This is a genomic window from Psychrobacter cibarius (genome assembly GCA_030686115.1).
Taxonomy (GTDB): domain Bacteria; phylum Pseudomonadota; class Gammaproteobacteria; order Pseudomonadales; family Moraxellaceae; genus Psychrobacter; species Psychrobacter cibarius_C.
Genome location: CP131612.1, coordinates 2,841,921 through 2,855,973 on the forward strand (window position 1 = coordinate 2,841,921; position 14,053 = coordinate 2,855,973).

A 14,053-nucleotide genomic window follows, 5' to 3' on the forward strand; every position below is an offset into this window, starting at 1 on the left:
TCAACAGAATAGCTTGTATATAGATTCAGCCAAACCTGTTCGAAGTCGTCATTGCTGTCAGGTAGTTTACACATTCAATCTTTAAAAACGTCTTGATAGTTAAATAGGACACGATGATTCCTCCATAGGTTGTGGCTAATTATTGTAGACAATAGTAGCAGATTTATTGGGGTAACTTATCGCTTACATAGAAGCTAATAAATCGATGTGGTAATAATAACGATTTAAAAAACAAAGTCAATAATTAATTTTAATTAAATACAAAATACTATGTTTTATTAAACCTGTTATTTTAATATCGTTAATTTAATAGTGTTATTTTAAATATAGAATTCAGAAACATTTAAACCGTAAAGCTATTTATTACTTCAGCCAATAAAGCGGCTGCAATGATGATAAATATGACGCCGCAACCACGATTGAGCCACGCTAAACGATTGCCAACATCGAGCCAACTTGCCAGCTTTGTACCACCCAAGGTATAAACGATTTGCCAAATTGTTTCACTTAAGAACAACCCTATCGTTAATAAAACATATTGCGGCCATAACGGCGCATTAAAATTGATAAATTTGGGGAAGAAAGCGGCAAAAAATAAGATGGCTTTGGGGTTAGATAGCGATACCCAAATACCTGTACGAAATAGGGTCGTATTACTTGGCGAGATTCTAACCGCTGCGCTTGAGAGCGAACGCGGCTGCGGTGTACCAGCTGTATCTTCACTACCAGAAACAGTATATTCTGCCGCGACTTCTTCGCTCATTTCACGAGCATCACTCATCAAGCTGCCATCGCCTGCATCGCGCCAAGAGCTAATACCCAGATAGATTAAATACGCCGCACCCACTGCCTTAATGACTGTCAACAACCAAGGCGACTGGCGACTGATCACATCGAGTCCAAGTAGTGTCGATAGCAGCAAAATAAACAACCCAAGGCTCAGTCCTGCCAGCGTCCACAATGTGCGCTTTACGCCATAGTTCATGCCATACTGAAACGCGAGCAGCATATTGGGACCTGGGGTCGCTGAGATAAAAAACGTACTTGCAAAGAATACTGCAAACAGATGCCAAGACATCGACCAACCCCTACTTTGTTATTTATAAAAATTTATCGTAATAATGCCAAACTGCTAAAAAATAAACACCGCCATAACGACGGTGTCTCTTCTGCTAACTCGTCACTTGCTGATAACAGAAAGGAAGACTTGCTGATTTAATCCATCAATTGATCGTACAGCTGTCTAATAACTTCTGTAAAAAACCATCACAGCGCTCAATTTCACTCAGCTTAACGTATTCATCAGCTTTATGCGCCTGCTCAATACTACCGGGACCGCAGATAATCGTTGGGATGCCAGCATTGGTAAATTGCCCGCCCTCAGTTGCATAAGCCACTTTATGACGCTCTTTATCTCCAGTCAGAGCGGCTATTAACGATTGCAATTCAGCACTGTCGTTATCAGTCATTGCCGGTACGCTTTCTTCTTGCATCAGCTCAATGCCAGTATCGGCAGCACGTGCTTGCATCTGGGCATTTAATTCTGCCACTTTCGCTTGAATCGGTGCAAGAATATCCTCTTGCGTCATATGCGGCAGGTTACGATAGTCAAAGGTAAACTCGCATAGATTAGGCACAATATTGGTCGCGGTACCACCTCGAATCGTGCCTACAGACAATGTGGAATAAGGCACATCGAATAGCGCGTTCCCATCTTCAAGAGCACCATCACGATGGCTCAATTCTTCTGCCAACTCATCAACATAACCAATCAAACGACTGGCATAGCTGATAGCATTGACACCTTGGGCGGTCAATGACGAATGCGCAGACTTACCATGGACGCGGCAACGATAAACGGCAATGCCTTTATGTGCCACAACCATCGTCATATTGGTTGGCTCACCGACGATACAATAATCAGGTGTGATACCACGAGCTTTCAAATCTGCCAGTATCAATGGCGCACCCAAACAGCCCACTTCTTCATCGAATGACAATGCCAAATGCAGTGGACGACGTAACTGACCGCTATTTGATAATTGCACAGCGCGTGGTAATAACGTCAATGCACAAGCGATAAAACCTTTCATATCACACGCACCGCGTCCGTATAGCTTATCGCCACGTATCGTCGCAGTGAATGGATCTGACGCCCAGTCTTGACCATCAACTGGCACCACATCGGTATGACCAGACAGCACCAGACCATGATTTACTTCATCAAAGTTTTTGCCTGCTGGCACAGTGACGAATAGATTGGCTTTGTTTTTGGCTTCATTAAAAGTCAAATCTACTATCAAACCTAATTGTTCACAGTACGCTTGCACATCTTCAATCAAGGCTAAATTTGAATGGCGACTGACCGTATCAAAAGCAATCAAACGCGTTAGCCAATCGATACTATGCGCAGGGTAAGACGTATTTTTGAGCTGATTATTATTGTTCGAAGTCATGAAATATCCTTATCACGATATAATACCGATTTTAGAAAGACGGTTAGCGATGTTAAATTTTCCAAGCCTACTAGATGTAGTACTCGCACTCATTTTTCGCTACTGTAATTTCTGGAATGGTAAAAATAGAAAGCGTTAGCGCCTTTGAAATGCGCGCTGTTGCAGCACCTTTATTTCTGCATCTAATCCAACAATCGGACCTTGTACTGATACATTTGGTGCTACTTCTTGAATACTTAATGAATTAATTGGTGATGTTGATGTCACGCCCATCTCCTCCATCCATTCATCCAACTGTTTTGATGAGCTGACATAAACGATACGACCAAGCCCTGCCCACGCATGCGCGGCCGAACACATGGCACAATGCTCGCCTGAGGTATAAACCACAGCGTTAGCGCGCGCCTCCGCTGTCATATTTGCTGCTGCCCATTTTGCAACAGCAATTTCAGGATGATAGGTTGCATCGACAGAATTGGCTCGGTTACGATCTTCATGCAGCACATGACCGTCGCCGTCGACCAATACGCTACCAAATGGCTCATCGCCCGCCTCTAAAGCTTCAGTAGCAAGCTCTACGCAGCGGCGCAAATACATCATATCATTAGCGGTAATCATCATAATCTCTCTTCTATTACCTAAGCGCCAGTAATGACCCTTAAAATCTCTCATATCTTTTTAGAAAATACTCGGGCGTGTCCTCATTTTGAAAATGGTGATAAAAATGAGATAAATGATAGCCAAATCAGAAAAATAGCGCAGATAATATCGGGACATTAACCAGCTATTTGACGTAGTTTTGCAAGATTTGACTATTTTTAGCCCATTTAGTCGCTTTCTCTTAGATTGAGGACACGCCCTAGCATGGATGATAAGTTGGCTTTTATGACAGATTGCTTCTTACGATGGCGTCTTTATTATGAAGGACGGTTTTGATTCATCGCATCAACGACTGGCGGCATTGGCTTTGGTAACTTGCCTTCTGCCTGCAGCTCTTTGGTGGTTTTGGCATCGATAGCCAGTCCAGCAATCAGGGCAATATCTTTAACAGGTTTACGCTTGCGGGTGGCAAAGCTCACTGGTACCATGCGCGCAAACTCATAAATATGCAGATAAGACTCTTCGCCACCTTCAAAGTTTTCATCATCCTCTAGTCGAATACCACCGATTTTAGCCAAATCAGACAGCATCTCATTTTCGTCACCACTGAGACCACAGTCGGTAATCCCAAAACCCGTCATAAAACCATTTGCCCACTGTTTCAATGCCATCACGCGCTCGTACAAATCATGTTCATCATCTGGTACTAATGGCGTATAAGAATAAGCATCGTCTTTGTCTTTAAGCTGAAAAACAGTGTCTTCCGCTTCTTCTGTTAACAGTGTCAATGCTTCATCAGGTAACGGCGCAAAACTGAGCTCCTCAAATACCTTAGCCCATACTTGCTCATCAGGCGCATTACAGGCAGTCATCAGCCCTGTCATCAAGCCATGCACTTCGCTGATAGATACGTCAGTCCAGTCATCAAAAGCAGTCAGCCATGTATTCCAGCCAGATATATTGTCATTCATAATAGAGGTCCTAGTGATTGATTATTGCTTAAAAAATAAAAACAGACGGATAAAATAGGTGTGAGACATCGCTTGATATTATCAATCAAACCATGGCTAATAAAAATAAACAAACAACGCCTAATATAGGTAATTACTTTGTTGATATAGATATTATGCGGTCACCTATGGCATTATTAAACGCAGAGAACAAAATTCATTCACGCTTACTTGTTAAGGATAAAAACTGACTATGTATGATCAACTTAGAATATTAGAAAAAATGATACTCGACATAAAAAAACAGTATCAGCTTGTCAGTGCTGAACTTAGCAGCCTCAAACAGCATCCTGTTAGCGACCCTCAAGAGCTTGCAGCATTAACGACCAAGCTCAATACTAGTCATAGCGAACGCGATAGTGCCAAAAAACAATTGAACGATCTCGACAAGCGCTACCAAAGCTTGGCTGAAGCGCATCATATGATAGGCGAAGAACAAGATAAATTGCAAAAACAGGTCAGCCAATTGCAACAACAAAACAGCCAGTTACAGCAACAAAATAATGAATTAAAGCAGCAATATAGCGATATTAAACAGCAAAACAGTGAGCTGCAGAAAAAGAATCAATTGGCAGCTGAGCGTACACAAGTTGTATTAAAACGCTTAACTCACATCGATCAAGTAGAAGGCTGATCAGGGATGGCAATAAACGATGACCGATCATCACTACTTGCTAAGGAACTGACAAAATCAAAACGGTAATATCTTATATTACTCATTTTACTGACCAGACATTGTAGGATTTATCATGACAGATGACCACAAAAACTCTATAGAAAAACAGCCACAAAATGGCCAACAGCAGAATATTTCTTCTAAACCACAACCAGTCGCTGCAACTGGTTCAAATACGTCGAGTGCTACTGTGAAAACCACTATCCTTGAACCACAAATCAAAAAGGTTGATATTGCAATTGCGGGTGTCACCTATCCTATTTATTGCCCAGTACACGAACAAGAAGAGCTGCTCTCAGCTGTCTCGTATATTAATAACCATGCGCTAGATCTCAAACGAGATGCGCCAAGCCTCAGTCAAGAAAGTATCTTGGTACTGTGCTGCTTGAATTTGTATGAAAAAATACACACCAATCAAAGAAGCGATGAAGATCGACTACAGCAAGACAAACAATCTGAAGCGCTATTAAATAAAATTATGAAAGACGCACAGTCTGTTTTATAAGCCTGTATTAAGCGACGAAACAATGAGCGCTTCGCTCTGATGAGCCAAGCGCTTTTTTATGCTTAAGTCATAACCCAATTATTTATACCTCAGGGTTATAAACCTTACCTGCATGAAAGTCTGCTTGATGCTCATAATTGCAAAAAAACAATGCTTGGTTTTCGCCAATAGTACTTTCACTATTTGCAGCCAAATTGGGCTTGGTTTCAAGGACGCCACGGTATTCAGCCAAGCTGTTGCCACAAAAATTGCACTGACGCGGTGTGATCACATCCCCTTTTTTTGGCATCATGCTTTTGGGCGCACGCGGGTACATAAATTTATAAAACCCCCACATTACTATCCAAATAACGATGATGATAATGATAACAGCAAACACGGCAGTGCTCCTTTGAATATGAGTAAGCGCTATGAATGATAAAAGCCGCTTGGCGGATTATTCAATACGTCTGAACAGTATAACTTAACCAGCAATACTGACGATAGTGCTATGCTTTAGCGAGTTAATTGTCCATCCATTTATCAATAAATGCCATGATACGTTGTAAAAAACTGGCCATAGCGGGCCAGTTTTTGTATTAAATAGAAAACAATAAAGTGAGCGATCTATATTAGTGAAACTATAGCTGCAACTCACTGATATCAGCGACGGTTAAAAACAATGCGCGTACTTGCTTAAGCAGCGCTAAGCGGTTGTTTTTAAGGGCAGCGTCTTCACTGTTGACCATCACATTATCAAAGAATTGCGTCAACGGCTCATCTAAGCTGGCAAGCGTTTGCAATACTTGTGTGTAATCAGCTTGTTCTAGCAGCGGTTTAACCGCCGTCTGCGCTTGCAGCACACTTGCATATAAGCTTTGCTCCGCAGGCTCAGACAATAGCGCTTCATCGACAGTATCAGCGACACTCACTTCTGATTTGGCCAATATATTGGCGACACGCTTGTTTGAATCAGCAAGCATTGAAGCTTGTGACAATTCGCTAAAGGCTTGTACCGCGCGAATACGCTGATCAAAATCGAGCGGCATATGCGGGTTAATCGCTTGCACTGCCTGAATGGTATCGACGCTCACTCCCTGCTCGGTATACATCGCCCGATAGCGCGAGTTTAAGAATGCCATGACCTGAGTAAACGTATCGCCCATTTTTTCAATCTTGCTGCCTTCAGCGTCACTATAGCCTTTGACCGCTTGTTCAACGAGCACTACCAAATTAATTGGCAATTGCTTTTCGATCAAAATACGCAAGATACCGATGGCTGAACGACGTAGACTGAACGGATCTTTTGAACCCGTCGGTGCTTGGTCAATGGCAAAAATACCAACAAGCGTATCTAAACGGTCGGCTAATGCTAAGCAAATGCCAATTGGCGTCTGTGGTAATACGTCGCCACTGAACTTGGGCAAATATTGCTCTTCTAAACTTGCCGCGACTGCTTCAGGCTCATTATTCAAACGCGCATAGTAAGTGCCTGCAATACCTTGTAATTCAGGATATTCACCTACGAGCGAGCTTGCCAAATCGGCTTTGGACAAAATACCCGCACGCACCGTTTCATCGATATCAATCTGCTGACCTTGCTGTTGCATCAAGGCGGCAACAAAGGCGGCAAGCTTGGCAATACGCTCAGATTTTTCCCAAATCGTACCCAGCTTGTCTTGGAAGACACGAGTTTTGAGGCTTTCTGTCAACGCAAATAATGGCTGCTTCTGGTCTTGTAAGAAGAAAAACTCGGCATCAGCCAAACGTGGACGCACGACTTTCTCATTACCTTCGATAATTTGATTGGGATCTTTTGACTCAATGTTGGTGATGAAAATAAAGTACGGCTGTAATTTGCCCGCTTTATCGGTTAAGCAAAAATACTTTTGATCCGCTTGCATGGTAGAGATAAGCGCTTCTTGTGGCACTTGTAAAAAGCGCGGTTCAAAACTTGCACGTAAAGCAATAGGGAAATCAACCAATGCGGTTACTTCATCCAACAAATCTTGCGGCACGATAGCATCTGAATTAACTTCATCAGCCAAGGCTTTGACTTGGTTTTTAATCAGCATTTGACGCTTATCAAAATCAGCAACCACTTTTAAACCACCTAGTAACTCTTCGTAGTCATTGGCATGCGCAATCTCATGATAATTAGGACTATGGAAGCGATGACCATGAGTTTGCGTGCCTGTCTGATGCCCCTGAATGATCGCATCAATGACGGTGCTATCTTGCATCAATACCGCCCACTGTACTGGACGCACAAATTCATTGCGGCTGGCACCTGAACGCATACGCTTAGCAATCGGTAGATTGTCTAGTGCAGTCTGGAAAATGGCAGCTAACAGTTCAGTAGTTGCTTGACCATGAATGACTTGCTCATAACCGACATAATCACCTTTGTCGGTGTTAATCGTTATCAACTCGCTGGCTTCAATACCTAAACCCTTGGCAAAACCCATCGCTGCACGTGTTGGATTACCTTCCGCATCAAACGCGGCTTTAATCGCAGGGCCGCGTTTTTGCTCACTGCGATCCGGCTGCTTATCGCTAATACCCTGAATCTGAAGTGCCAAACGACGCGGGGCAGCAAAGGCTTTGATACTATCGAAGCTGATTTCTGCTTCATTTAATTGTTCGGTGACACTCGCTTGTAGCGCATCACGTAGTGGCTTTAGGCTTTTTGGAGGTAGCTCTTCACACCCCAGTTCAAATAGAATGGTACTCATGGGATGCTCCTATTTATTGTTATTAGTAGATTGATTGTTATCAATAGCTTGATTGATTTCTGTATTCTCAGCGGCTTCTTCTTTTGGCAAATACTTATCGAGCGCCGCTTGACGATGTACCTCATCTGCCAATGGAAAGCCTAACTTAGCGCGTGCTTCGACGTAACCAATGGCAACCTTACGGGCAAGCGTACGCACACGTAGGATAAAACGCTGACGTTCGGTCACTGAAATCGCACCACGAGCATCGAGTAAATTAAAAGCATGTGAGGCTTTTAGTACCATCTCATAGGCAGGTAATGGCAAACCTTCGGCAACCAACTTATCTGCTTGCTGCTCATAAAAGTCAAACATCTGACCCATCATCGGCACATCTGCGTGCTCAAAGTTATAGGTCGATTGCTCAACTTCGTTTTGATGGAAAACATCGCCATAAGTGACGCGACCAAACTCACCATCTGCCCAGACCAAATCATAAACGCTATCGACGCCTTGTACATACATCGCCAAGCGCTCAAGACCGTAGGTAATCTCGCCGGTCACTGGGAAGCACTCAAGACCGCCTACTTGCTGGAAGTACGTAAATTGCGTCACTTCCATACCGTTGAGCCAAATCTCCCAGCCTAGTCCCCACGCACCCAGCGTTGGCGACTCCCAGTTATCTTCAACAAAACGCACATCGTGCACCAATGGATCAATACCAATGGCTCTTAGCGAGTCCAAATACAGCTCTTGGATATTGGGTGGATTTGGCTTTAGCACCACTTGAAACTGATAGTAATGCTGCAAGCGGTTGGGGTTGTCACCGTAGCGACCATCGGTTGGACGACGCGATGGCTGCACATAGGCAGCATTCCAACGCTCAGGACCTAACGAGCGTAAAAATGTCGCGGTGTGAAAAGTACCCGCGCCGACTTCCATATCATAAGGCTGCAAGATAACGCAGCCCTTATCTGCCCAATAATTCTGTAGGGTTAGGATTAAATCCTGAAACGTCATCGGTTGAGGGTCTGTATTTTCTATCATCGGAGTTGTCGCTTGGGATGTCATAGTTTGGGTTTTCATAGTAAAGCCACTGTGGAATGGATATTTATAAATAAAGTTTTGATAGCACTCGTATAGCCTATTCGGCAACGACTCTATTTGCCTGCTCACCTTACTAAAAATTGACTATTTTATCTATATTTACATCAATTAAATTTATGCTGCAGACCTAAATGAGTCGTTATAAGGCTCATTTATAATCAAACTGCTGCAATATAGGAGACACAAAAGTAGCAGATAAAAAAATACCCAAATGCGCGAGCATCTGGGCAGGAGGAAAGGTATGTCTTTGGTATCCTGATGAGTCAGGCTTTTTGTTTTTTAGTCGAACTACTATTCTCTTTTTTTGGTAAAAATCTATCTGAGCTAATCTCGATAGTGATGCTATCAAAACGATAATATTAAAATGGTACTGCTACTAAGCTGTTAAAAAAATACGAGCAAATATAAAATAACTTTACTGGTAAGACGCACTAGTCGCTTTTGGCATGATTATCCATAAAATTATATAAATTAAGATGCCAGGTACTGCTGCACTCAAAGATGAGATAATCACGAATAAGACTCTCACCCAAGTCGGTGACCAGCCAACGTATTCGGCAATGCCGCCCATCACACCTGCTATCATGCGATTGTTCTGTGAGCGATGTAGTTTTGCTAGTTTAGCCAAATCAAATACCTCTCTATCATTTCTATTGTTATTTGAAATTCTGCTTCTTTTCTTCTGTTTTTATGCTTTTTTCCGATTCTAGTTAGGAAGCTGCTTAGCCTTCTTAACTTATGAATAAGTATAGCAACTATTTAATATTTATCTGTTGAACGTATAGACGTACTTTGTGAGTTTATGCTAACCAAGCTTGCCCTAATCTGTCATAAAACCTCATAAACTGCTGATTTTAAATAGTTATTTCAAAATGTTTCACAATTAGCTTTATTGCTGCCATATTACACATGTTGTTACAAATCCAATATTTAGCCATTTTCAGCACATAGATATTGTGTAGATGGAACTTCAGAAATGGTGAGATAGTCAAACAATCACAGTTAAATTAATAACTTGGTCATATTTTTATCAGAAAAAAGTCGTATAAAAAAACACCCCTTTACAATAACCTACCTGTAAATCGCCTTAAACCTTTATAACATGCTGGTAAATAACAGATATTCTAGAAGTCTATCTATAAAATTAGTGCAATTAAGAATAAATAAAAATTAAGGAAAGCTATGTACGAGTCAGGATTGATGATTGGACATTTTGAGCCACTACATTTAGGTCAAATGCGCAGTATATTGGCTGCGGCAGGACAAGCGAAAACCTTGCATATTATCATTATGGCGCATCCAGCACCGCATCCAGACTTTGACATTACTTTGCAAGACAAAGCACGTTGGCTACAGATGGCGTGTGCTGATTTGCCATTTATCCAGATTCATACCACTCATGAGATTGAGCTGCCGCTACATGATAGCTTCGTCGATGTGACAATCGACATTCCCGCCAGCAATGCCAAACTACAACGATTAACGACAGCGCTCGACTTACCAACAGATACAGTATTGTTTGTCGCAGAAAACCACCCATTGGCGCAGAGTGATGTCTATGAGCGATTATCGATACCAGTCGTCACGACCCCGCTACAGCCTGAGTTTGACTCTTATTCCATCGCTCGTAATCCAGTCGCGCATTGGTCAGCTATTCATCCCCAAGCGCGCGGCGACTATACCAAAACGGTGGCAATTGTTGGCGGTGAAAGCTCAGGTAAGACCACATTGGTGCATAAACTGGCCAATTATTATGGCGCCAGCTTTGCTTTAGAGATGGGACGCTTATATGTCGGCACTGATTTGGGCGGTAGTGAAGTCGGTCTACAATACAATGACTATGGTCCGATTGCCCTTCAGCATGCTCAAGCTATAAGAGACGCGGCGGCTAATGCGACCGCTCCTGTCACCATCGTTGATACCGATTTTGTGACCACTCAAGCATTTTGTGAAGAATATGAAGGTCGCAGCCATCCTTTTGTGGCGGCTTGTATCGATGAGTTTCGCTTAGATCATACCATTATGCTGGATAACAATACGCCGTGGATTGATGATGGCATGCGCTCATTGGGCACGCCTGAGGCACGTGGACGCTTTGAGCGACGTCTCGTCGATATTTTTGCTCGTCATGATATCAAACCACACATGGTTGATCAGCCAGATTACGATGCGCGCTATCAGCAAGCGCTGCTGCTTATCGATCAGTATGTTTATGGCAGATAGACGACATGGTAAAAATAGCGATGGCAAGAATACAAAAATAATAGGATATTAAAAAATAAGATAAGCACCCATTGTAGTTTTAATACTTTAAGGAAAAAGGCTTTATGCGTATTCAGCTATTAGATAATATTACTGGAAAGTGGGCGATGCAATGGATTGTCACTTGGTTCATTTGCGGGGTAATAGCCTTATCCGCAGGTTTTTGGCTCACGACAGAACACACCACACTTGATATGTTTTATTTGGGCGTGTCTTTCGTTGGTTTGGTCTGTGTGGTTTCGCTATCATTTCGCAAAAACGTCATGGGCAACGGGCTGGGAATGGCAGCGACTGCGGGAGAAGTCGTCGTGCAGGCGACGTCTGGTGCAGTCGGTTTGATGCTCGCGCCACTTTTCAACTTTTTCACCCATGTCTACGGTATTTTTTATTGGTCAAAACATACCGATCCTGATGGCGACATGATACCAAAGGCGGCGAGCAAAGCAGTTTGGTTAATTACCGCCGCCTTTATTATTATTGGTCTCGCACTTTTCCCCACGGTAAATAATTTACTCGCCAGCTATGGCTATGCAGTGGTTGAAAATGATAATAGTAAATTCCTAGGATTTATCTCCTTCTTTTGGATCAACGTCATTGCTTTTGTCCTCTCCATCACTGCACAAGCCGCAATGATTTTGCGCTATTCATTTAACTGGTGGTTATGGATTATCGTTAACTTTGTCTGGCTCATCGTCAATCTAATGTCGGGCAATTACATTTTTGCCATTCAAACCATGATATATCAAATAAACGCTTTTATTGGTTTGTATGAATGGCAGCGCAGTGAACAAGGTTAACGGTTATCTTGTATGGTCATAAGCGCTGATATCTCAAAAGAATAAAATCGAAGAGCTCGCAGATATTGACAAATATATTGATAGCGCTATAGGTTTTGACTGTGCCGTCTATCAGATAATGTGGTGGACTGGCTCAATTAGTGCTACAACTGATAGGAGAGATTTTTCAATTCATCTACTAACACGGAGGTTAGTATGTCTCGTACTCAGCAAAAACGCCTGTCTAAACGCACACTTGAGCAATGGCTTAGTGAATATTCTGTCAGTCATCAAAACCTAGTCAATAAAAAAATCCATTGGCTATGCGTTCCTACTATATTTGTCAGCCTGTTAGGCATGGGCATGTCGCTATCAGTCTGGTTTACCTTGGTACTTAGCGCGTTGGTATTGTTGTTTTATATGCGTCTATCCACGCCGTTATTCTTGGCGATGGGAATATTTATTCTTATTTGTTTGTCAGTGATGGCATTATTACCATGGGGCTTTAAGGTTTGGGCGGCTATTTTTGTGGTTGCTTGGATTGGACAGTTCATCGGTCATAAAATTGAAGGCAAAAAACCCTCATTTTTTGAAGACTTACAATTCTTATTAATTGGTCCAGCATGGGTAGCTAATAGCTTGATGGGTCGTAAAAAAAGGCCAAGCCTAACTATTTATCCTTGATAGTATCTTTAAGCTCAGTACCGTTAGAATTAGTACCTAAAAAACCACTATCTAAAACTGATATCTTGACTCAAAAAAGCACCGCTCAACAATCCGTTAAGTGGTGCTTTGTATATTACGCTATCAAAGAACAAGTTATAAAAAATAAGCTCTCAAAAAAAATTATTGACTGTAATTAATTACTCTAACTTTCAGAACAATAATACTGTAAATATAGCGTCAAATAGCCACAGCAGAACCGTTTACTTCAAAATCGAACCATTCATTTTAGAATAGAGCCAACAGCATAAATTCAGCCTATTCGCCCGATAGTTAATACGTGACAAGCCTCTACGTAACGTACTGTAGAAGTTCTTCATTACGCGCCATCACCGATAGATACAGCACTGCTGTCCCGTCCTAAACGTTGAGTTGGGTTTTTCTGATCGACATTGATTTAATCGAAAAAGGGTATGAGCTCGCCGTTCGCCTTAAGAGCTGCAAGATTCCAGCGACCAAACAAAACGGCTGGCGCTGACTCGTTATTCGCTCTGTGCCAGTCCCGGTTATCTGAGCAGGATGGGATTACTTGAGACGCTAGCAGATTTGAGAAATCATGAGTTTTTACAATATGGTCTGGGCAAAAGAAGCAACCTATAGCTGACCGACGCAGAAGGCACAACCACACGACTCATGCCAAAATTAATGCCACTAATGGTGCGTTTTTGGTAGATATGGTCGTCAAAGGTCAGGGCATTACCTTTATACAAGGTCGATACCTGAATACAGTGTCGATATTTGATCACGCAAATAATATCACATGTCTATCACGTTGAATTATCGCTTATAGCCTACCGAATCCAGCAATCTTAGTTACTTATGCGCCTTACTCAGTGATAGCAGAAATGACACCAATCAATTTTTTGGTCTTATATCTTGCTTCTGCTAGTGCCATCTTATTCTGCGCTACCACGGTCAATACACAAGGTTTACCAATATAGTCAGTTTTGACAAATAGCATATTCCCAGCAGTGGCTTCGACGATAGTGATGTCGCACTTGCCCTGCTTCATTTGACTCGCGGATGAATCGCTCAGCGCTGATAGCGTGCTACTCATCGCCGCAAACTTGTCCGTTTGATTGCTCAATTCACTGATCGAAAAGCAACTAATGGGAAAGCCATCTGTGGTGCATAAGCTAACCAATATGACTTCTCTATTGGCGTCACACAATGCTTTCATATGGCTTAATAACGCTATTTTTGCTGGTGATTTTTCGTCTAATTTTTCTTTTAACATAGTCATAT

The 14,053-nt window shown here is 42.3% G+C and carries 14 protein-coding genes; 5 read left to right on the forward strand and 9 right to left on the reverse strand.

What is annotated here, in order from left to right; all coding sequences use genetic code 11:
* Positions 1 to 343: 343 nt before the first annotated feature.
* The 4 genes from Q6344_12095 to Q6344_12110 form a co-directional block, all read right to left on the reverse strand.
* Positions 344 to 1,078: a LysE family translocator gene (locus tag Q6344_12095; protein WLG13330.1), complete on the reverse strand. Its 735-nt coding sequence runs from the start codon at positions 1,076 to 1,078 to the stop codon at positions 344 to 346.
* Between the two features lie 145 nt (positions 1,079 to 1,223).
* Positions 1,224 to 2,456 carry an acetylornithine deacetylase gene (gene argE / locus Q6344_12100; GenBank protein ID WLG13331.1) on the reverse strand — a complete coding sequence of 411 codons (1,233 nt, stop codon included), beginning with the start codon at positions 2,454 to 2,456 and terminating at the stop codon, positions 1,224 to 1,226.
* A gap of 135 nt (positions 2,457 to 2,591) precedes the next feature.
* Positions 2,592 to 3,077, reverse strand: a complete 486-nt coding sequence (locus Q6344_12105) for a nucleoside deaminase (GenBank protein ID WLG13332.1) — start codon at positions 3,075 to 3,077, stop codon at positions 2,592 to 2,594.
* Positions 3,078 to 3,373: 296 nt separating this feature from the next.
* Positions 3,374 to 4,027 carry a UPF0149 family protein gene (locus Q6344_12110; GenBank protein WLG13333.1) on the reverse strand — a complete coding sequence of 218 codons (654 nt, stop codon included), beginning with the start codon at positions 4,025 to 4,027 and terminating at the stop codon, positions 3,374 to 3,376.
* 232 nt (positions 4,028 to 4,259) lie between these two features.
* Between Q6344_12110 and Q6344_12115 the strand changes: the two genes are divergently transcribed.
* Together Q6344_12115 and Q6344_12120 are read left to right on the forward strand one after the other, a co-directional pair.
* Complete coding sequence (locus Q6344_12115) at positions 4,260 to 4,700, forward strand: hypothetical protein (protein WLG13334.1); 441 nt, start codon at positions 4,260 to 4,262, stop codon at positions 4,698 to 4,700.
* Between the two features lie 115 nt (positions 4,701 to 4,815).
* Positions 4,816 to 5,247 (forward strand): cell division protein ZapA, encoded by a 432-nt coding sequence (locus Q6344_12120; GenBank protein ID WLG13335.1) that lies wholly within the window; start codon positions 4,816 to 4,818, stop codon positions 5,245 to 5,247.
* Positions 5,248 to 5,329: 82 nt separating this feature from the next.
* Here the strand turns inward: Q6344_12120 and Q6344_12125 are convergent, their stop codons facing one another.
* The 4 genes from Q6344_12125 to Q6344_12140 all read right to left on the reverse strand — a co-directional run bounded on the left by Q6344_12125 (position 5,330) and on the right by Q6344_12140 (position 9,675).
* The gene (locus Q6344_12125) at positions 5,330 to 5,626 is read right to left on the reverse strand and encodes a hypothetical protein (GenBank protein WLG13336.1); all 297 of its coding nucleotides are present in this window, start codon (positions 5,624 to 5,626) and stop codon (positions 5,330 to 5,332) included.
* Between the two features lie 241 nt (positions 5,627 to 5,867).
* On the reverse strand, positions 5,868 to 7,961 hold the full coding sequence (gene glyS / locus Q6344_12130) for a glycine--tRNA ligase subunit beta (protein WLG13337.1): 2,094 nt from the start codon (positions 7,959 to 7,961) through the stop codon (positions 5,868 to 5,870).
* Positions 7,962 to 7,970: 9 nt separating this feature from the next.
* Positions 7,971 to 8,960, reverse strand: coding sequence for a glycine--tRNA ligase subunit alpha (gene glyQ, locus Q6344_12135; GenBank protein WLG15213.1), 990 nt, complete (start codon positions 8,958 to 8,960; stop codon positions 7,971 to 7,973).
* 502 nt (positions 8,961 to 9,462) lie between these two features.
* The gene (locus Q6344_12140; GenBank protein ID WLG13338.1) at positions 9,463 to 9,675 is read right to left on the reverse strand and encodes a PspC domain-containing protein; all 213 of its coding nucleotides are present in this window, start codon (positions 9,673 to 9,675) and stop codon (positions 9,463 to 9,465) included.
* A 554-nt stretch (positions 9,676 to 10,229) separates the two neighbouring features.
* On the opposite strand from Q6344_12140, the gene nadR reads away from it, so the two are divergent.
* From nadR to Q6344_12155, 3 genes are all read left to right on the forward strand, one after another.
* Positions 10,230 to 11,270 (forward strand): multifunctional transcriptional regulator/nicotinamide-nucleotide adenylyltransferase/ribosylnicotinamide kinase NadR, encoded by a 1,041-nt coding sequence (nadR, locus tag Q6344_12145; protein WLG13339.1) that lies wholly within the window; start codon positions 10,230 to 10,232, stop codon positions 11,268 to 11,270.
* Between the two features lie 104 nt (positions 11,271 to 11,374).
* A complete protein-coding gene (gene pnuC / locus Q6344_12150; protein ID WLG13340.1) occupies positions 11,375 to 12,106 on the forward strand; it encodes a nicotinamide riboside transporter PnuC in 732 nt (243 codons plus the stop codon).
* Positions 12,107 to 12,301: 195 nt separating this feature from the next.
* On the forward strand, positions 12,302 to 12,769 hold the full coding sequence (locus Q6344_12155) for a DUF962 domain-containing protein (GenBank protein WLG13341.1): 468 nt from the start codon (positions 12,302 to 12,304) through the stop codon (positions 12,767 to 12,769).
* Positions 12,770 to 13,634: 865 nt separating this feature from the next.
* Here the strand turns inward: Q6344_12155 and Q6344_12160 are convergent.
* Positions 13,635 to 14,051: a hypothetical protein gene (locus Q6344_12160; GenBank protein WLG13342.1), complete on the reverse strand. Its 417-nt coding sequence runs from the start codon at positions 14,049 to 14,051 to the stop codon at positions 13,635 to 13,637.
* Positions 14,052 to 14,053 lie beyond the last annotated feature (2 nt).